Origin of the sequence: Aeromonas enteropelogenes, from assembly GCF_000819845.1 — a bacterium.
Classification (GTDB): Bacteria; Pseudomonadota; Gammaproteobacteria; order Enterobacterales; family Aeromonadaceae; genus Aeromonas; species Aeromonas enteropelogenes.
The window spans coordinates 33,858-50,913 of record NZ_CDCG01000006.1; the positions used below are offsets into that span (position 1 = coordinate 33,858).

Annotated in this window: 21 protein-coding genes; 11 read left to right on the plus strand and 10 right to left on the minus strand. The window is 58.6% G+C overall.

Annotated features, from left to right (window positions below):
• Positions 1-52 precede the first annotated feature (52 nt).
• The gene (pgeF, locus tag BN1123_RS02685; RefSeq protein ID WP_042025213.1) at positions 53-790 is read right to left on the minus strand and encodes a peptidoglycan editing factor PgeF; all 738 of its coding nucleotides are present in this window, start codon (positions 788-790) and stop codon (positions 53-55) included.
• Between the two features lie 121 nt (positions 791-911).
• The gene (rluD, locus tag BN1123_RS02690; protein WP_042025214.1) at positions 912-1,892 is read right to left on the minus strand and encodes a 23S rRNA pseudouridine(1911/1915/1917) synthase RluD; all 981 of its coding nucleotides are present in this window, start codon (positions 1,890-1,892) and stop codon (positions 912-914) included.
• A gap of 118 nt (positions 1,893-2,010) precedes the next feature.
• Here rluD and BN1123_RS02695 point away from each other — a divergent pair, with 118 nt between their 5' ends.
• Positions 2,011-2,766 carry an outer membrane protein assembly factor BamD gene (locus BN1123_RS02695; RefSeq protein WP_042025307.1) on the plus strand — a complete coding sequence of 252 codons (756 nt, stop codon included), beginning with the start codon at positions 2,011-2,013 and terminating at the stop codon, positions 2,764-2,766.
• A gap of 92 nt (positions 2,767-2,858) precedes the next feature.
• On the opposite strand, the gene BN1123_RS02700 is transcribed toward BN1123_RS02695, so the two are convergent.
• The 8 genes from BN1123_RS02700 to BN1123_RS02730 all read right to left on the minus strand — a co-directional run bounded on the left by BN1123_RS02700 (position 2,859) and on the right by BN1123_RS02730 (position 10,977).
• Positions 2,859-4,187: a CoA-disulfide reductase gene (locus BN1123_RS02700; protein WP_042025216.1), complete on the minus strand. Its 1,329-nt coding sequence runs from the start codon at positions 4,185-4,187 to the stop codon at positions 2,859-2,861.
• An 80-nt stretch (positions 4,188-4,267) separates the two neighbouring features.
• A complete protein-coding gene (locus BN1123_RS02705; RefSeq protein ID WP_042025217.1) occupies positions 4,268-5,668 on the minus strand; it encodes an L-cystine transporter in 1,401 nt (466 codons plus the stop codon).
• 137 nt (positions 5,669-5,805) lie between these two features.
• Complete coding sequence (locus tag BN1123_RS02710) at positions 5,806-7,104, minus strand: L-cysteine desulfidase family protein (protein WP_042025308.1); 1,299 nt, start codon at positions 7,102-7,104, stop codon at positions 5,806-5,808.
• Positions 7,105-7,618: 514 nt separating this feature from the next.
• A complete protein-coding gene (locus tag BN1123_RS02715) occupies positions 7,619-8,605 on the minus strand; it encodes a phage integrase (RefSeq protein ID WP_042025310.1) in 987 nt (328 codons plus the stop codon).
• Positions 8,606-8,676: 71 nt separating this feature from the next.
• On the minus strand, positions 8,677-9,066 hold the full coding sequence (locus tag BN1123_RS02720; protein ID WP_042025218.1) for a hypothetical protein: 390 nt from the start codon (positions 9,064-9,066) through the stop codon (positions 8,677-8,679).
• 119 nt (positions 9,067-9,185) lie between these two features.
• Positions 9,186-9,533: a hypothetical protein gene (locus tag BN1123_RS21235; protein ID WP_156130336.1), complete on the minus strand. Its 348-nt coding sequence runs from the start codon at positions 9,531-9,533 to the stop codon at positions 9,186-9,188.
• 26 nt (positions 9,534-9,559) lie between these two features.
• A complete protein-coding gene (locus BN1123_RS02725; protein ID WP_042025219.1) occupies positions 9,560-10,549 on the minus strand; it encodes a hypothetical protein in 990 nt (329 codons plus the stop codon).
• Positions 10,546-10,977 carry a helix-turn-helix domain-containing protein gene (locus BN1123_RS02730; protein ID WP_042025220.1) on the minus strand — a complete coding sequence of 144 codons (432 nt, stop codon included), beginning with the start codon at positions 10,975-10,977 and terminating at the stop codon, positions 10,546-10,548. The genes BN1123_RS02725 and BN1123_RS02730 overlap by 4 nt, the downstream gene beginning before the upstream one ends.
• 114 nt (positions 10,978-11,091) lie before the next feature.
• Between BN1123_RS02730 and BN1123_RS02735 the strand changes: the two genes are divergently transcribed.
• From BN1123_RS02735 to BN1123_RS02780, 10 genes are all read left to right on the plus strand, one after another.
• Positions 11,092-11,364, plus strand: coding sequence for a hypothetical protein (locus BN1123_RS02735; protein ID WP_042025221.1), 273 nt, complete (start codon positions 11,092-11,094; stop codon positions 11,362-11,364).
• Between the two features lie 31 nt (positions 11,365-11,395).
• Positions 11,396-11,887: a phage regulatory CII family protein gene (locus BN1123_RS02740; protein WP_017412431.1), complete on the plus strand. Its 492-nt coding sequence runs from the start codon at positions 11,396-11,398 to the stop codon at positions 11,885-11,887.
• A 9-nt stretch (positions 11,888-11,896) separates the two neighbouring features.
• Positions 11,897-12,328, plus strand: coding sequence for a hypothetical protein (locus BN1123_RS02745; RefSeq protein WP_042025223.1), 432 nt, complete (start codon positions 11,897-11,899; stop codon positions 12,326-12,328).
• Between the two features lie 38 nt (positions 12,329-12,366).
• The gene (locus BN1123_RS02750; protein ID WP_042025225.1) at positions 12,367-12,552 is read left to right on the plus strand and encodes a hypothetical protein; all 186 of its coding nucleotides are present in this window, start codon (positions 12,367-12,369) and stop codon (positions 12,550-12,552) included.
• A 2-nt stretch (positions 12,553-12,554) separates the two neighbouring features.
• Positions 12,555-12,848, plus strand: a complete 294-nt coding sequence (locus BN1123_RS02755; protein WP_017412428.1) for a helix-turn-helix domain-containing protein — start codon at positions 12,555-12,557, stop codon at positions 12,846-12,848.
• An 81-nt stretch (positions 12,849-12,929) separates the two neighbouring features.
• On the plus strand, positions 12,930-13,148 hold the full coding sequence (locus BN1123_RS22040; protein ID WP_120414572.1) for a ParE family toxin-like protein: 219 nt from the start codon (positions 12,930-12,932) through the stop codon (positions 13,146-13,148).
• A gap of 4 nt (positions 13,149-13,152) precedes the next feature.
• Positions 13,153-13,584, plus strand: a complete 432-nt coding sequence (locus BN1123_RS21790; protein ID WP_224212329.1) for a hypothetical protein — start codon at positions 13,153-13,155, stop codon at positions 13,582-13,584.
• Positions 13,581-13,847: a hypothetical protein gene (locus BN1123_RS20655; RefSeq protein ID WP_082037448.1), complete on the plus strand. Its 267-nt coding sequence runs from the start codon at positions 13,581-13,583 to the stop codon at positions 13,845-13,847. The genes BN1123_RS21790 and BN1123_RS20655 overlap by 4 nt, the downstream gene beginning before the upstream one ends.
• Positions 13,844-14,164 (plus strand): hypothetical protein, encoded by a 321-nt coding sequence (locus tag BN1123_RS02775; protein WP_042025226.1) that lies wholly within the window; start codon positions 13,844-13,846, stop codon positions 14,162-14,164. The genes BN1123_RS20655 and BN1123_RS02775 overlap by 4 nt, the downstream gene beginning before the upstream one ends.
• Positions 14,164-16,953: a replication endonuclease gene (locus BN1123_RS02780; RefSeq protein WP_052449235.1), complete on the plus strand. Its 2,790-nt coding sequence runs from the start codon at positions 14,164-14,166 to the stop codon at positions 16,951-16,953. Before BN1123_RS02775 ends, BN1123_RS02780 begins: the two co-directional genes overlap by 1 nt.
• Positions 16,954-17,056 lie beyond the last annotated feature (103 nt).

The window sequence follows — 17,056 nt, forward strand, 5'->3', positions numbered from 1 at the left end:
TGAGGGATTAACAAGATCCCGGCCCCCTCATGAGGAGGGAGCCGGTAAAGCTTTACTCGGCGAGCCAGATAATCGAGGCCATGCGGCCGGTCTGGACGTCACGACGGTAGGAGTAGAATTGCTCCCCATCGCTGAAGGTGCAGTAGTCACCGCCATAGACGGCCGTCACGCCGGCACGGGCGAGGCGCAGTCGGGCCAGCTGGTAGATATCCGCCAGCCACTTACCCTCGTTGGTGGATGGCACGAAGGCCGCCACCGCCTCGGCCTGCTCCGCCATAAAGGCCTCGCGCACCTCGCCACCCACTTCAAAGGCTTGCGGGCCGATGGCTGGGCCGAACCAGGCCAGGATCTCGGCAGGCTCGCAGCCCATGGCATTGATGCTCGCCTCCAACACACCAGCATGCAGTCCGCGCCAGCCGGCATGGGTGGCGGCCACCCGGGTGCCGGCCCGATCGCAGAACAGCACCGGCAGGCAGTCGGCGGTCATCACGATACAGGCCAGCCCCGCCTCATGGGCACAGGCGGCGTCAGCATCTGGCGCACTCTCATACTGATGGCTGACCGGATGAACGACGATACCATGCACCTGGTTGAGCCAGTTCAGTGGCCCGGGGATCCCGGCCTCCTGTTGCAGGCGGGCCCGATTGGCCTCGACCCGCGCCATTTCATCGCCAACATGGGCCCCCAGGTTGAGACCGGCGAAGACCCCTTCACTTACGCCCCCGTCCCGGGTGGTCGAGAGGGCCCGGACATGAGCCGGTGCCGGCCAGTCGGGTTCAATCCATTTCATCTGTGGCTCCTTTTGCATTCGTTCATATAGAAACGGGGCCCCTGGCTACAAGTCAAGGGGCCCCGTTTCGGCAGGAGGCGGCGCGACAATCGGCGTCAGCCCATCCCCGCCCTCACTATCATTATTTCCAGACCAGCTCGTCCGGGTTGGTCAGGGTGTCGGCACGCAGCACTTCCATCAACTCCACCATATCCTGGGGCGTGGGAGAGTGCCATTGCATCACCTCACCGGTGATGGGGTGGGCCAGCTGCAGCATGGTGGCGTGCAGGGCCTGACGGTGGAAGTTGCGCAGTGCCTGGGTCAGTTCCGGGGTGGCGTTGCGCAACGGGCGCAGACGACCGCCATAGGCGGGATCGCCCACCAGCGGGTGCTTGATGTGGGCCATGTGCACACGGATCTGGTGGGTACGACCGGTTTCCAGACGCAGCCGCAGACGGGTGTGGCCACGGAACTTCTCGTGCACCCGGTAGTGGGTGACGGAGGGGCGGCCATTGGGCACCACGGCCATGTGGGTACGCTGGGTCGGGTGGCGGCCGATGGGTGCATCGACGGTGCCACCAGCGGTCATGTGACCGATGGCAATCGCCTCGTATTCACGGGTGATCTGGCGCGCCTGCAGCGCCTCCACCAGGTGGGTCTGGGCCGGTACCGTCTTGGCCACTACCATCAGGCCTGTGGTGTCTTTATCCAGACGGTGGACGATGCCGGCACGGGGAACCTCGGCTATACCGGGGTAACGGTGCAGCAGGGCATTGAGGATGGTGCCATCCGGCGTGCCTGCCCCCGGGTGAACCACCAGGCCGGCTGGCTTGTCGATCACCAGAATGTGTTCATCTTCATAGACGATGTTGAGCTCGATATCCTGCGCATCGAAGCGGGTATCGTCTGCCAGTTCGACATTCACATGCACCTTCTGCCCGGCCAGAATTTTCTCGCGCGGGGTGTTGGCAACCTGACCATCCAGGGTCACTCTGTCCTGTAAAATCCACTCCTTGATACGGGTACGGGAGTAGTCTGGAAACATTTCAGCCAGGGCCTGATCGAGTCGCTGCCCGAATTGGTGATCCTGGAATTCGCCTGTCAGTTCAATATGCTGGCTCATGTAAGGTCTCTTGAGCGGGGGGGTGTTAATTCGAAATAATCCGGGTATTCTAGCTTTTCTTTTAGCCAAGCATAACGGATACTTTGCCAATTTCGTGGAAATGGACCGGATGTTGTTGATGGGAAAGAAGTCTCACCTGCTGATGTCGCTCGCCTTGGTCGCTACCTTGATCACAGGCTGTTCCAGCACCAAACCCAAGGTACCCGACGAGCCGCCGGAGACCCTGTACCAGAAAGCACGGCTGAAACTGGACGTGGGCAACTACGTGCAGGCCACCGAATTGCTGGAGGCGCTGGACTCGCGCTATCCGTTCGGTGCCTACTCCAACCAGGTGCAGCTCGACCTCATCTATGCCTACTACAAGCAGGATGACACCGCCCAGGCGATCGCCAATATCGACCGCTTCATCCGTCTGAATCCGGCGCACAAGAACATCGATTACGTCTTCTATATGCGCGGTCTGACCAACATGGCGGCGGACTACAACTTCTTCCAGGACATGTTCGGGATCGACCGGGACGACAAGGACCCGGCCTATGCCCGTCAGGCATTCCAGGACTTCAAGACCCTGCTGCAGAACTACCCCAATAGCCAGTACGCCGCCGATGCCCGTGCCCGCATGGTCGGTCTGAAGAACCGTCTGGCCCGCTACGACCTGAGCGTCGCCGAGTACTATGTGAAGCGCGATGCCCTGGTAGCCGCCGCCAACCGGGCCAAGCAGGTCGTCGAGACCTACCCCGACACCGCCGAAACCGAAAAGGCACTGGAGATCATGGTCAAGGCCTACGACACCCTGAACATGCCTACCCTGGCCAAACATGCCCGGGAAGTGCTGGCGGAAAACTATCCGAAGAATCGTCTCGGCCGCAGCTGAGCAGCAAACTTCCAATGAAAAACCGGAGCCAGTGGCTCCGGTTTTTTTATGGGTGATGGTCACCAGGAGTCTTCCTGCCAGAAAGAAAAGCCTTACTTGGCGACATTGCCCGCCACGTTGAGCACATCCCAGGTACGGGAGAAGGGCGGCGCGTAGGCAAAGTCGAGCATGCCAAGCTGCTCCGTGGTAACCCCCATGGTGATGGCGACCGCCAGGGCGTCAATGCGGTGCACAGCCCCCTTGCGACCCAGGATCTGGCCTCCCAGCAACCGCTTGCTGCCCGCTTCATAAACCAGCTTGACGTGGATGTCGGACTGGCCCGGGCAGTAGTTGGTGTGGCACTTGTCCTTGATCACCACGGTGCGATAGTCGATGCCAAGCTGCTGCGCCTCTTTCTCGGAGAGGCCGGTACGCCCCGCCTCCAGTCCCAGCATCTGAAGCGCGGCCGAGCCCAGGGTGCCCGGGAAGCTCTGCTCGGCGCCCGCCAGGTTCTCGCCTACCATGCGGCCCAGCTTGTTGGCGATGGTGGCCAGCGGCACATAGACCTGCTGCTGCTTCACGCTGTGCCAGACGCTGGCGCAGTCGCCGGCAGCCCAGACGTTTGGCAGCGAAGTGCGGCCCTGGCGGTCCACCTCGATGGCGCCATTGCCGAGGCGGGCGATGCCGGTATCGGCCAGAAACTCGGTATTGGGCTTGACCCCGGTGCAGACCACCACGATATCGGCCTCGTACTCGCCATGGCTGGTGCGCACGCCGGTCACTCGGCCATCCCCCAACAGGGCCTCCACCCGCTCACCCAGATGGAGGGAAACCCCCTGTTCGCGCAGCTCGGTTTCGATATGCCGGGTGATCTCTTCATCAAACGCCTCCGGGATAACCCGCTCGGCCAGCTCGATAAGGCGCACCTCCTTGCCCTGATGGACCAGCGCCTCGACCACCTCCAGCCCGATAAAGCCGGATCCGATCACCAGGGCACGGGTGTTGGCCTTGTCCTGCACGGCGGCCTTGAGCGCCAGCCCGTCGGCCATCCGGCGCAGGCCAAATACCCCTGCCTGCTGCAGACCGGGAATGGGAGGCATCACCTCGCGAGCACCGGTGGCGATCATCAGGCGATCGTAGCGATCGCTGAAGGTGTCACCTTTGTGCTCCACCAGCAGGGTCTGGGTTGCAGCATCGACGCTCAGCACCCTGTGGCCGGTCTTGACCTCGATCCCCTTGGCGGCGAACTGCGCCGGAGTGAATTCGGCCATGTAGCCCGGCTCCTGGAACTCGTCCCCCACGAAGTAGGGCAGGCCGCAGGCGCCGAAGGAGATCACCTCGGAGGCCTCGTAGACGACGATTTCGGCATCCTTTGCCAGGCGGCGAGCCTTGGCCGCCGCGCTCATACCGGCGGCTTCACCACCGATGACCAGGATTCTCATGCTATTTCCTCGCAATGACGCAGGGAGGGCGAACCCTCCCTGTGATGAATGGCGGGAAGGCTTCCCCTCCCCGCTGCGGATCAGATGGTGGACTCTTCGCCGTCCAGGCTCACTTCATGGTCGCTGTTGAACACCGCCATGTCGGTCTGCCCCAGCATGCGGCTGGTGATGGTCCCGGCGGTGATGGAGCCTGAGACATTGAGGGCGGTGCGGCCCATGTCGATCAGCGGCTCGATGGAGATGAGCAAGCCCGCCAGCGCGACCGGGAAATCCAGAGCGGAGAGCACGATCAGCGCGGCGAAGGTGGCCCCGCCGCCGATCCCCGCCACCCCGAAGGAGCTGACGGTGATGATGGCGATGAGCGTCATGATGAAGCCGGGATCCAGGGGGTCAATCCCCACGGTAGGGGCAATCATCACCGCCAGCATGGCCGGGTAGATGCCGGCGCAGCCGTTCTGACCGATGGTGGAACCGAAGGAGGCGGCGAAGTTGGCGATCCCCTCCGGAATACCCAGCGACTTGGTCTGGGTCTGCACGTTCATCGGGATGGAGCCCGCACTGGTGCGCGAGGTGAAGGCAAACGCCAGCACCGGGGTGATCTTCTTCAGGTAGCGCATCGGGTTGATCCCCACCAGGCTCACCAGCAGCAGGTGCACGGCGAACATGATGGCGATGGCGCCGTAGGAGGCGAGCACGAAGTTGAGCAGGTTCAGGATGTCGGCATAGTTGGAGCCGGACACCACCTTGGTCATCAGGGCCAGCACGCCAAACGGGGTCAGACGCAGTACCAGGGTCACCATGCGCATCACGATGGCGTGAGCCACGGCGATAAAGTGGCTGAAGCTCTCGAAGATCTCCGGTTTCTTGCGGGCGATGCCGGTGGCCGACAGGCCGATGAAGATGGAGAAGATCACCACGGCGATGGTGGAGGTCTTGCGTGACCCCGTCATGTCGAGGAAGGGGTTGGCCGGGATAAACTCCAGCACCATCTTGGCAAACGACATGCTTTCAACCGAGCCCAGGGTGGTCTGCAACGCAGCACCACGGGCGCTCTCGGCGGCCCCGGCGGTCAGCCCTTCGGCGGTCAGGCCGAACAGGTTGGACATCAGGATGCCCGCCCCGGCGGCGATCATGGTGGTGAAGATCAGCACCCCTATGGTCATGGCGCTGATCTTGCCAAGGGCGGTGCCGCCGTTGAGCTTGAGGATGGCGCTGATGATGGAGACCATGATGAGCGGGATGATGATCATCTGCAGCAGCTTCACATAGCCGCTGCCGACGATATCCAGATAGTCGATGGTCTGGGTAATCACTCCCGACCCCGTGCCGTAGAGCAGTTGCAGGGCCGCCCCGAACAGGATACCGAGCCCCAGGCCCGCAAAGACCCGGCGGGTGAAGCTCACGTGTTTTTGCTGCAACCGGTAGAGGAAGAGCAGCAAGAGGGCCGCAATGGCCAGATTGCCGATAACGCTAAGTGTCATGTGATGACTCCCCAAAAAGCGGGCCGTGCCCGAGAAACGAGAGCAGGCCTCATGCCTGCCCTGGCAACCTTGAGGTCAGACGGCGTAACCGTCATGACATGAACAAGAGGGTCTTGCTGCCCCCTTTGTTCGCAAACTTATGACTTCTGCTTGGCGCGCATGATGTTGATGATTTCGATATCCGTATCCAGCATCCCCTGTCTGGAGAGCTGCCCCAGGTTGGCGATGGTCTGATCCACGTCGTCAGAGACGATCCCCTCGCTCTGGGGAACGCGCAGGTTGTTGATGGCCATCAGCGACGACTTCACTGCCGCCGAGGTGGAAGTGGAAACCTTCATGGAACAGGCGCTGCCGGCGCCGTCACAGATGATGCCGGAGACATCGCCAATCATGTTGTTGATGCAGTGGCTGATCTGCTCGAACTGACCGCCCAGCAGCCAGGTGATGGCCGCCCCCGACCCCATGGCGGCGGTGCTGGCGGCGCACAGGGCCGACAGCTTGTTCTGATAGGTCTTGATGTAGATGGCCACCAGATGGCTCATCACCAGGGCGCGGGTGAGCTGCTCGTCGCTCGCCTTGAGGAAGCGGGCGGCGGCAACCACCGGCATGGTGGCGGCGATGCCCTGGTTGCCGGAGCCAGAGTTGGACATGGCGGGCAGCATGGCGCCATCCATCCGCGCATCGGAGGCGGCGGAAGAGAGGCGCATGGCCAGCGTCATCAGATCGTCGGAGAGCAGCTTGCGCTCCACCTGCTCGGTGAGGATCTTGCCAATGCGCAGGCCGTAGCCCTGCAACCCTTCGTCCGCCAGGGCCTGGTTCATCGAGGCCGCCTCGCGGATGAAGTCGATCTCGGCAAGGGGTACCTGCAGGGCAAAGTCGACGATCTCGCGCAGGCTCATAGTGGGCTTGTCGGCCTTGGCGGGCTGGATCTGCACGCCCGGGGCGCTATCTTGCGCCATCAGCACCTCGCCATCCTTCTCCATCAGGATGATACGGGTGTGATCGGTGCAGATCACCACCCGGGCGCTGTGGCCGTCCACTTCCGCCAGCACCTCGGCGTAGAGGACGTCAGGCACATCCTTCACATCCACCTTGATGGTCGGCAGCAGCCCCTTGGCCGCCTCGACCTGCTCGGTGGTGAGACCCTTGAGCACCTCCAGTCCGGCATCCGGATTACCACCCGTGATGCCGACGGCCGCCGCGACAGGCAGGCCTATCATGCCGGTACCGGGTACCCCGACCCCCATGCCGTTCTTGAACAGGTTGCCGCTGACCCAGACGTTGACGCGGGTCGGCACCTGCCCCAGCAGCTTGCGGCAGTTGGCAGCTGCCAGCGCCACCGACATGGGTTCGGTGCAGCCCAGAGCCGGCACCACTTCACGCTTGAGCAGGGTAATAAAGTCGGTCCATTGTGCGTTCATTGCTGTATGTCTCATCTTCGTGGTGCCCGCGGGGCAATCTCGATTGTTCGTGGCCACCGCCATGCGGCGAGCCTGATAAAGAGTATGGTTGCTGATGTCAGGTGATCTCTTGGCCTGCCTGGCCAGAACGCGGATTAACCTTCGCCCCCTGGTGGTGGCAGCGACCATGGCATACGCCATCCGGGTCAGCCCAGCATAGTCAACCAAAGTTGACTTTACGCCCAATGTATTCAACTAATGTTGAGCCACATCCCCTTTTTGCACGCCATTATGCCCGCCTTTGTATAAAGTGCGACAAAATGTGAAGCATTACACATTTCACTCTGCAAATAACTTAAAACTCAGCATAAAAATTCGCACACATACAGGGTGTTCGAATTGCCCCCGGCAATAAAAAAGGAGGCCGAAGCCGCCTTATTATGGGCAATGAAAACAATGAGTTATATGCACATCAATTACTTACATACCACCAACTAGGACGCTAAAACACGTAGTGCGACACCAGTTGGGGCAATTTGTGGACACATCATCAGGCTGCTGGCAGTGGATTTTCCAGAGGATTGAAGCGCACCGCATCGCTGAGGTAGTCCGGTGCAAAGTGGGCATAGGTCATCGTTTGCTGGATATTGTGATGCCCCAGGATTTTTTGCAGCGCGAGGATGTTGCCACCGGACATCATAAAATGTGATGCAAAAGTATGACGGAAGACATGCACCGCCTGCCCTGCGGGTAAATCAGGCGCCACCGTCTTAAGCACATCACGCACCAGGTAATAGTCCAGGTCACGGAACAGCGGGCCACGGTTAACCCCAGTCGTAATTTCTTTACACAGTTCGTCAGAGATCGGCACGGTGCGATTCTTGCCGTTCTTGGTGTTGATGTAAGTCACCCGGCCTGCCAGCACATCTTCGCGGCGTAAATTAGCAGCTTCACTCCATCGAGACCCAGTTGCCAGGCAGAGCTTGACCACTTTCAAGTTGTCCCCAGATAGCGCGGCAAGAACTTCACTGATTTCATCCTGAGTGAGGTAACCCATCGACCGCTCAACCAGCTTGACCTTCTTCATCTCCTTGAGCGGATGCTCATGATGGTAATGACCAAGATCGATGAGTACCGAGAACACCCCGCCCAGCATCTCTTGATCACGGTTGACGGTCTTTGGCTGCCGGCCAGCATGCAGTCGCTGTGCCCGGTACTCGGAGAACAGCGCCCTGGTCACCTGTCTAGCCAGTGGATGGCGCAACGCTGCATCGATATTGTGCAGTTTTTTGCGTACCGCCTCCCCTGCTTTCAGGGTCTGACCATGGTAACGCCACCAGAGTTCGATGAGATCAGAGAGTGGCCGGTTGTCTGCCGGGCGATCAACCCACCCCTTATTATGCTCGGTGGCAATCACCCAGCGTTCAAACTGCTGGGCCTCGGATTTGGTTTTGAAGCGCTTGCGGATCCGCTTGCCATCACGGCCTTGCGGGCGGATATCAACCAGATAACCTTCGGGAGTTGACTTGATACTCATGGGGACCAAACAGGGAAAGGAGGGCATTTGGCAGCCACTTCATCAGGTTACCCATCAAAAGTGACTGCTTATCAGTGGGGCATATATCTGAAAATGGCTGCGACTATCGCACCAGTTAGTACGACTCCAGTGCTGATCAAACCAAGCATGGTACGAAACATCCACTGCTGCTGTTTTGCTTGAGCCTCATGCATGTCTGCTTTGGTGGCAAACTTCTTATCCAAACCATCAAACTTGGCATCAAATTTTTTGTCCAAGGCATCAAGTCTCAGATCGAACTTCTTGTCCATGGTGTCGAGCTTGATATCAAACGCATCTTGCCGCCCTGCCAGCGTGGCCATAGATACTTTCAGGCTGCTGACATCATCAGCCACCCGTTCCAGCTTTTGCTTGATATCTGTTGTATCACGTTGAATATGCTCAACGTGAGACTCAAGCTTTGCCACTCTGGGTTCTAACATGCCGCCATTACCTCCATCACCACCGGTACCTCTAGGGCCACCACCATGACTTCTATCATCATGCTGGTTCGGAGTATGTGACCGGCCCCCTCTGAAATCAACGTCTCTGACCTCCCCCATCACTCGTTCCCCCGCGACTGGCTTTCGAACCAGCTCAGCACCGTTTGAGCATTTACTGATTGTATTACTCCACAATTTTTACACGTCATCGGGTAGAAATAGACTTTGTGGGTCATGACAGGGTCATCGCTCGAAACAGCGTGAGGAACCAAAGCAACTTGTCTTAATTCATCTTCCGTTGCTCTTGGGTCACCTGCGGCATATGAGGAAATAATGTCCACCGTTGGTATGCTGAAGTTATCGCAGCCACATTGATGACAGGTCATCTTTGCCCCTTTCTCAGCCAAGAAGTCGGCCAATACTCCTGGGCTGATACGTTCAAATCGAAACCTCAATTCTGGATGCATACAAACTCCCTAAAGTGTCCGAACTCTCACTTATCAGCCGGCTGCCATAGATATTGACCAGTGCGGCTCTTTACGCACTTCTGCACCCCTGAAGAAGTTGGGAGCCTAGTACCCCAGCTAAACGGCTTGCCGTTGAATAGGCAGATATCCTTGCGTTTGAGCATCACAGCCTTGCTTTGCTCAGCGCGAAGCTCTGCCTGGAAGAGCGGTTTATACACCGCCGCACCTGTGGCAAGCACAGCCAACACGCTGCCACATATCAAACTGCCACGTAGTCGCCGGACTACCCGTTGCGCTTGCTCAGACTTTTTCTTAGCTTGGTCAAACGCTTCGGCATCGGCAACCTTTCCTGCAATGAGGTTATCAATTTGGCGCTCCAGCTCTTCTTGCCTACGGGCCGAACGAACGACTTCCGCCTGTGCATGCCGATGCTCTTGACCTTCATGGGAGCATCGCTGCTGCAAACGCTTGACCTCGGAAGCCAAACTCTGGATTTCACGCCCCTGTTGGTTATTCACGTTGAGCTGCCGATCCAGAGCCAGTTTTAACTGATCCCGCTCCTGCCGCAATGACTGACCGAGTTGCTCCCATTGGGAAACAGTGGAACGAAGCTGGACAAGTACCCTGCCCTGCTCTTGTAACTTACGTTCAGAGGAAAGGTGCTCTTGGTACCAAGCGGCTGATTCAGCATTGGCCGACTCTGCCTCCTTGGCTTCAATCATCAACTGGAGCAAGGCTTGGGCCGGTTTCAGATGCTCAAGCCGCATCTCTCCGATCTCGTTAATGCCTATCGTCTCGTGCAGGAACTTCCAAGGCTCCCATCTTTCTTGGCCAAACTCCTTGATCAAACGCTCTACCAATTCATTGAGTGCGTTCCGCTCCCTTCTGGTAAGCGGTCGACCTCCCAACTCGTTGGTAATGTTGACATCGCGGCCCGCAACATTTTCGACCGGCCCTTGGAAGATCTGGTGCACGTTGCTGGTTTGGGAGGGTTGGGAGGTTGGGGACGGCGTCACGTCTTCTTCTTACCCCGCCCCAAGATGACATCCCCGGTGGTTACGCTGCCGACCGTGGAATGCACAAAGTTCTGCTGTGCACCATCACCACTGTTGGTATTCATAACACTGCCTGTGAGCGGTGCGCCGCCAGCTGCCAAGCCTGCGATCGTCGCTGCCTTTACCGGCAAAGGTGCAGCGCGGAACAAGGTAACAAGTTGATTCTCATCATCTGTCAAAGCTGTAGATGTGTACGAACCAGTGATTATGTATTGCACATCGGCTCCGACTTTCACTATCTCACTTAGATAGCCTGCATCGGGAAATCGCTCACCTTTCTCGTACTTCAATTGCGCCTGTTTTTGAACCCCACCTATTGCACCAAAAGCAGTTTGATTCAATCCAAGGCGCTCGCGTTCTTCACGCAACCGATCACCAATGGAACTCATTTAAACACCAAATGCTTGACAGGTACGCTTTTGCGTACCAAAATCATCGCCATTGGGTAGCTACCAACTACCACAAAGCACCACAAAACACACAAACAACCAGAGGGTACCACAATGGCCTCTAAATCCAAACGCATCCATATTCCCAGCGATGTCAGTGAGTTACCGAGCGACTATCCATTCGGCGACCGCATCAGTGAAAGCCTGGCTGACTACGCCCAGCGTCAGGGCGAGAAGGTCAACACCATCCGAAAACGTGCCGACCGTGGTCAGCTCCCCGTCTTGCAAGACGGCCGTCGCGGTCATCGCCGCGTCAATCTCTATGCCCTCTATCTACAAGCTCGCTATCAGGCCGAACGTTTCGTGACCATGACGGTTGCCAGCTGAACCCAGATTATTGAGTCAAAAGGAGTTGGTCATGTTTGTTGAACGCCATGACATACATCTGAACTGGCACCAGGCCTGCCAGCTATTTGCGGATAACAACAGAGGGAAGGTTGCTGACCTTGGCCGAACCATCGGCATGAAGCACCCGCAGACCTTGAGCAACAAGCTCAACCCTGAACAGGAGCACGAGCTGACAGTGGCTGAAATGATCTCCCTCTACCACGCCACCAGAGACGAAACCCTGTTTGATGGCGCCCTTCTCTGCTGTGGCCTGACGGCTGTCGCCATTCCAAAAGGGGAGCGCGCCCCGTCTCTGACCCATCAGGTGATCAACCTGAATTCCCAGATAGCAAACATCGGTCTGCACACCCTGGAGCTAACAGAACGCGGCCGAATCACCAGCCACGAGCACCGCACGTTCATGAGCATCGCTACTGCAGCGATGGGCTCGGTTGCACTGCTGATCAATGACGTCGAGCAGCGCTTTCAAGTGGTGTCGCCCCTCGCGGCACTAGCGATGTGAAGAGAGGAAATGATGAACACGTTACAAGCGAGTGCCGCCGAGAGAGCGCTGGCAGAAATGCGTCAGGCGATTTACCACGCCAATTGCAGGGTTGCGAAGTATTGGGGGGCACTCAACCAAGATCAGCGTGAGGCCATTTGTTACAACGCCAAGTTGCCCATCTCGCTGGCTAAACCTGAGTTTCCACTCGGAGAATGCGACCGAGAATCACTTTGCTTGGCCATGCGTCGGCTCGGATACCAACACCTGTTTAACGGCGCGGTCACCCTCGAAGAGTGGCGCTCCGGTTTGATACCACCGCCAGAAGAAAAACAAGAGGTAAGCAAATCAGCCGAACGGCTGGCACAGAGCAAGGGACTGTTGATGACACTGGTCAACAACCCACAAACCGCAAATTGCGGGCAAGAAAAAACCCCGATCACTGGTGCGGCAAACACCTAACGGGGCTCTTTATCAACCACTTACTAAGGAAAGTTGACATGCCAACTTTAGCAATCCCCTGCGCGCTGCGCAACCGCAAGATCCAGAACAGCCGCATTGCAGGCCCATATGCCGCCCGCTACTCGGAAAACGACCTGACGATCCTGAGCCAGCGAGCGAACGCCCTGGTCTGGGCTTCTCTGTTTGGTCACATCAATCGTCTCAATGCCCATCAAGGAGCCTAACCATGCAACCTATCAATCTGCCGTCCATGGGTCACCTCAACCATGAAGCTCGTCGCCGCCTGCGCAAGTTGCGTGAAGCATTGGGGCTAAGCCGCCCCAAGTTCGCCGAGAAACTGGGTATCCCGCCCACCACGCTCAAAAACTACGAGCTCGGTTATCGCGAGATCGGCGGTGGCCTGCTCCTGGTTATCGCCAACCATAACGAACTCAACGAGCACACCTCTTGGTTAATGACAGGGACCAATCCGTCCCCGCTTCTAGTCACCGCTGCCGACATCCGGCAATGCCGCCAGTAAGCCTACACCAGGCCGGTTCGCCGGCCTTATCACTGAGCCTCTATGCGTGGGCTCATGGATAACACAACCAAGGGGAATGCAATGGACGGATTCAGATGCATTGGCCGGATACCGGCAGCGATCCAGGAAAAGGCGGCCAGCTTGTTAACCAGCCAGCGCCCGCGCCGGCTTACACACTGCCGAGCGGATGTGATCGACGTGGGATTGCGGTACCGACTGTTTCGGCCACTGAAATCCCGGGAATTTCAGCTGATGACCCACGAGCGATACAACACCGCCGTGAGCAAGAACAGGAGATAGAGCCATGAGTGACGCAATCAAGATCGCCCGCCAGGCACCCAAGCTGATCGAGGGGTTGTTGGCTGACATGTTCGCCGCCCGCGCTGATGACAACCGCGTGTGTATGGGATGCGTCCAGTCTGGCCCACAGCACATCCAGATCCAGCTCGTTGTTACCAGCAGCCCAGATGCGCTGCTAGATGATGACAGTGGTGATGATGAAGCCGACAACACTGATGATCAGTGCCAACCACGCAGCAACCTGCACATGAACTGGCTGACCTACCGTGCGGAATATCTTGCTGTTGATGTTGAGCCAGAGCTCCTTGCTCTGGGGGCGATCCGCGCCATCTACTGGCTCGCGCTTGGCCAAGGAGACACTGCGCTCGCCAACGAGATCGGCAACTGGTGGGAAGAGTGCGCACCACTGCATGGGCTAGGCGAGGTGATCCTATGAGCCAGCGCCTGATGTCCGACATGGAACGAAATTTGAGTTGGTGGTGGGAAGACCTACGCGGCGCGAGTGCGCGCCTGCGCGGGTATCAGCGTCATCTCATCGAGTGCCGCCAGATCTCGCCAAGACCACGGGCCACTATCGCATTCACCCTTCGTCAATGTGCAGCAGCACGCCGCATATGTGCTCACACCACCATGGTGATCAAGGCTCGAAGAACCGGCCTGACAACGCTCAACCAATTTTTGAGTGGGCATCACCTATGAGCATCAAACCCATTGCCATTCTGATGAAGGTCACACACATGAAAAATACCCCTGATTTCTATGAGCGGGAAGCACAGTTGGTTGCCGAAATTGCGGCATGGAATGCGACAGCTCAAATAGATCTGGCCGCACTGAACCAATGCCGACAACAGCTCAGGGCCGCCCTAGCAAGCGTCCATCGTCGGGACTACGCCTGTATCCTTCTGCGGCAAAGATGCAGCATCTATCGGCACTTTTACAGCGTCTCTGTCTTCAACGTTCGTCGACCAGAGCTCGAGCTAGCCAATCTGCGTTGTGAAGAGCCCCTGCCGTTCTAATGTCGCTCCACCCCGAACTGTTCGAAGCCAAGCCGATACAACCCAGGCAGCCAGCTGCCTGGAAATTGGCTGCCTCTACCAAAGCCATGGCGCGCCGCATCATGGCTTGTCGTCGTGTATCTCTCTGCCCACTCGAAGCATCACGCCTGCCAGCGGCTCAGCGCAGGGAACTTGCTGGCGGTGATATTGATACCCGAGTTAAGGCCATCAAGAGCTATTTTGTCGGCATCCCGGGCGCTTATGCTCTGGACTGGGCGCTTGACCTGCTGGAGCGACCGATCCCTCGCGAGAATGGCGGGCCAGGGGTACAGCTTCCAGGTGACTTGATCGCCGAGCTGTTTGTTGGTTACTGCGTCCGCCGCGCACCGGATTTGCTCAAGGGGGTGGCCATTTGCTATGACGCCAACCGCTGGCTATCAAGCCGCATCACCACCCTGCGCCAAGTGCAGAACGTCATCCCCGAGCCGCTCGATGCGTTGCGCACCAAAGAAAGCCGCGAGCGCCTGGCCGTCAACTACGCCGAGCGGGTAACCAGGCTGTTTAATGCCATCACCGATTTCGGCGCCGAGCAGGTGCCGGCAATCCGCTTGTGGAAGGCGTGCCGTCAACCGCTGGCCGCTTGGGGCATGCTGCCCCGCTTGCCGAGATTCAGAACGGCTGAAAGCCGCGACACCTTCATCGCTCATCACCTTATCCGCTGGCTCGACCCAAAATGGTGGGCAAGACGCCTGCGCAAGATCTGGGACCAGTATTGCGAGCACTGCGCCATCCTGCTCGGCAAAGTGCGCAAGGGGGTATCCGCCTACGTCTCCAGCCAGGGCCTACAAAGCTTTATCGAGCGGCAGCGCATGGCGGCCGCTTGGCTCAAGGACATGGAAGCCTATAACGCCCAAGACGACATCATCATTAGTCTGGAGGATGCGGTAAAAGCCTCCATCGCCAACCCTACGAACCGCCGCCATGAGTTGATTGTCAGGGCGCGGGGTTTCTCTGACGTGGCCGACGAAATGGGTTATGTGGGGCTGTTCTTCACCTGGACGGCGCCGAGCCGCTTCCACCCATGGAAGACGGTCAGATCATCCCAGGCCGGCGGGCCAGACAGCACAGAAGAAAACCCCAAGCATGACGGCTCATCCCCCCGCGATGCGCAACACTACATCAGCGAGCTGTGGAAGCGCTGCCGTTCTGCCCTCGATCGCAACCTGGCCAAGCGCGGGGAGTTCCTATTCGCCGACCCTATCGACTATTTCGGCTTTCGGGTTGTAGAACCCCACCACGATGGCACTCCTCACTGGCACCTGTTGATCTGGGTCAAACCCGAACACCAGCACCGGTTGATCGGCATCCTGCAGCGCTACGCCCTGAGCCATGACAAAGGCGACCTGGTGCGCAAACGCCACCCAGACAGCAAACAACCCTATAGCGATATTACCCCCCGCTTTGACTGGAAGGTGATGGACAAGGAGAAGGGCGGCGCTGTCGGCTACATCGTCAAATATATCGCGAAAAATATCGATGGACACCGGGTCGGCGACGAAGGCGACCTGGAAGCCGAGACCGCTGCCACAGAAGGCGCCCGCCGGGTGCGGGCCTGGGCATCGCTCTGGGGCCTACGCCAGTTCCAACCACTGAAAGGGCCGCCGGTCGGGATCTGGCGCGAATTGCGCCGCCTGCCTGGCCGCCTGCAAGAAGCCAAGGGGATCGTCGTGGCCCCGCTGGCCAGCCCCATCATGGAAGAGTGCCGGCGCTATGCCGACGCGGTGGACTGGAAGAACTTTACCCAAGCCATGGGCGGCCCCTGCTGCCGGCGCGATGAACGCCCCTTGAGTATCCACCGCACCGCTTTTGCCGAACCCAATCAGTACGGCGAACCACAAACCAAACTTGTCGGCGTGCGGGCCGCTGACGGCCTCATCCAGCAAACCCGTGTGGGGGAATGGGTGCTGCGCAAATGTGGCTCACAGAACACCACCAAGGCCAAAGGCAGCGGGTTTTGGTCTGTGGGCGAGCGCAGCGAGTTAGTGGGTACCGAGCGCAGCGAAGGGGTTTTCCCCCTTGGAGCTCTGGCAACAACTGTACGCGGCGATCTCGGAGGATCTAAAGAGGATCCATTGAGCGATAAGAATGTATTCCATTTGGGGCTAAGTGGTGAAGAGGTGGCCATGGTCCGGAGCGGATTGATTGTCAGGACAGGGGACCGGTCAGTTTGTATCCGGGATGGTGAGTTAAAAGTGACCGAACGTCATCCGTTCGAATCTCCAAACCAGCCATCACCGTATCAAATTGAAGCCGAAGCCAGACGCAGGGAGGCAAAACGCCTGGCGGAGCTCAAGGATGTGCGGGGCTTGCTGGCCCAGTCCGGGGATCCAGCAGCTTGGCTGGCCAGCATGACGGCGGCCGGTGCCGATGATGCACTGGCGCTGCTGGATGCCCTGGGTGACGGGGACGCCGAGGCTGCCAGCACTCAGCTTGACCGCCTACGCGATAAGGTTGATCTGCGTACATGGCCACTGCCACCAGTCGAGCGTCGCCAGGAGGCGAGCAGTAATGCCGAGTTCTTCGGGCTGCCAGCTGATGGCCAGCGCTCTCCTGCACGCAAACCTGATGTGCACCACCTTATTGCCGAGACGACCAAGACACGCTTGGCCGACGTTCGTCCAGAGCATAGAGAGGCGCTGCTCACCCACCTTATGAACAAGGCCGATGCCATGACACCTGGCGGCGGCGACACCGTAGCTTTTGTGGCCGCCAGATATGCCCACCAAATCCAGCCGTCTGGGACAAGGTGACTAGCGCAGTCTGTCACTTTGTCCCAGATGGCCGGCAAGCGTAGCGCGGCAGTCATGGCTAGTAGCTAGAACAGATATCAAATAGTAGATGGAGACTAAAACG

Coding starts and splice junctions, on each gene's coding strand:
- BN1123_RS02755 (WP_017412428.1), top strand. CDS start 12,555: ATGCAACCTATCAATCTGCCGTCCATGGGTCACCTCAACCATGAAGCT.
- BN1123_RS02745 (WP_042025223.1), top strand. CDS start 11,897: ATGATGAACACGTTACAAGCGAGTGCCGCCGAGAGAGCGCTGGCAGAA.
- BN1123_RS02720 (WP_042025218.1), bottom strand. CDS start 9,066: ATGTTAGAACCCAGAGTGGCAAAGCTTGAGTCTCACGTTGAGCATATT.
- BN1123_RS02780 (WP_052449235.1), top strand. CDS start 14,164: ATGTCGCTCCACCCCGAACTGTTCGAAGCCAAGCCGATACAACCCAGG.
- BN1123_RS02710 (WP_042025308.1), bottom strand. CDS start 7,104: ATGAGACATACAGCAATGAACGCACAATGGACCGACTTTATTACCCTG.
- BN1123_RS02705 (WP_042025217.1), bottom strand. CDS start 5,668: ATGACACTTAGCGTTATCGGCAATCTGGCCATTGCGGCCCTCTTGCTG.
- pgeF (WP_042025213.1), bottom strand. CDS start 790: ATGAAATGGATTGAACCCGACTGGCCGGCACCGGCTCATGTCCGGGCC.
- BN1123_RS02695 (WP_042025307.1), top strand. CDS start 2,011: ATGGGAAAGAAGTCTCACCTGCTGATGTCGCTCGCCTTGGTCGCTACC.
- BN1123_RS02775 (WP_042025226.1), top strand. CDS start 13,844: ATGAGCATCAAACCCATTGCCATTCTGATGAAGGTCACACACATGAAA.
- BN1123_RS02740 (WP_017412431.1), top strand. CDS start 11,396: ATGTTTGTTGAACGCCATGACATACATCTGAACTGGCACCAGGCCTGC.
- BN1123_RS20655 (WP_082037448.1), top strand. CDS start 13,581: ATGAGCCAGCGCCTGATGTCCGACATGGAACGAAATTTGAGTTGGTGG.
- BN1123_RS21790 (WP_224212329.1), top strand. CDS start 13,153: ATGAGTGACGCAATCAAGATCGCCCGCCAGGCACCCAAGCTGATCGAG.
- BN1123_RS02730 (WP_042025220.1), bottom strand. CDS start 10,977: ATGAGTTCCATTGGTGATCGGTTGCGTGAAGAACGCGAGCGCCTTGGA.
- BN1123_RS21235 (WP_156130336.1), bottom strand. CDS start 9,533: ATGCATCCAGAATTGAGGTTTCGATTTGAACGTATCAGCCCAGGAGTA.
- BN1123_RS02700 (WP_042025216.1), bottom strand. CDS start 4,187: ATGAGAATCCTGGTCATCGGTGGTGAAGCCGCCGGTATGAGCGCGGCG.
- BN1123_RS02735 (WP_042025221.1), top strand. CDS start 11,092: ATGGCCTCTAAATCCAAACGCATCCATATTCCCAGCGATGTCAGTGAG.
- rluD (WP_042025214.1), bottom strand. CDS start 1,892: ATGAGCCAGCATATTGAACTGACAGGCGAATTCCAGGATCACCAATTC.
- BN1123_RS02750 (WP_042025225.1), top strand. CDS start 12,367: ATGCCAACTTTAGCAATCCCCTGCGCGCTGCGCAACCGCAAGATCCAG.
- BN1123_RS22040 (WP_120414572.1), top strand. CDS start 12,930: ATGGACGGATTCAGATGCATTGGCCGGATACCGGCAGCGATCCAGGAA.
- BN1123_RS02715 (WP_042025310.1), bottom strand. CDS start 8,605: ATGAGTATCAAGTCAACTCCCGAAGGTTATCTGGTTGATATCCGCCCG.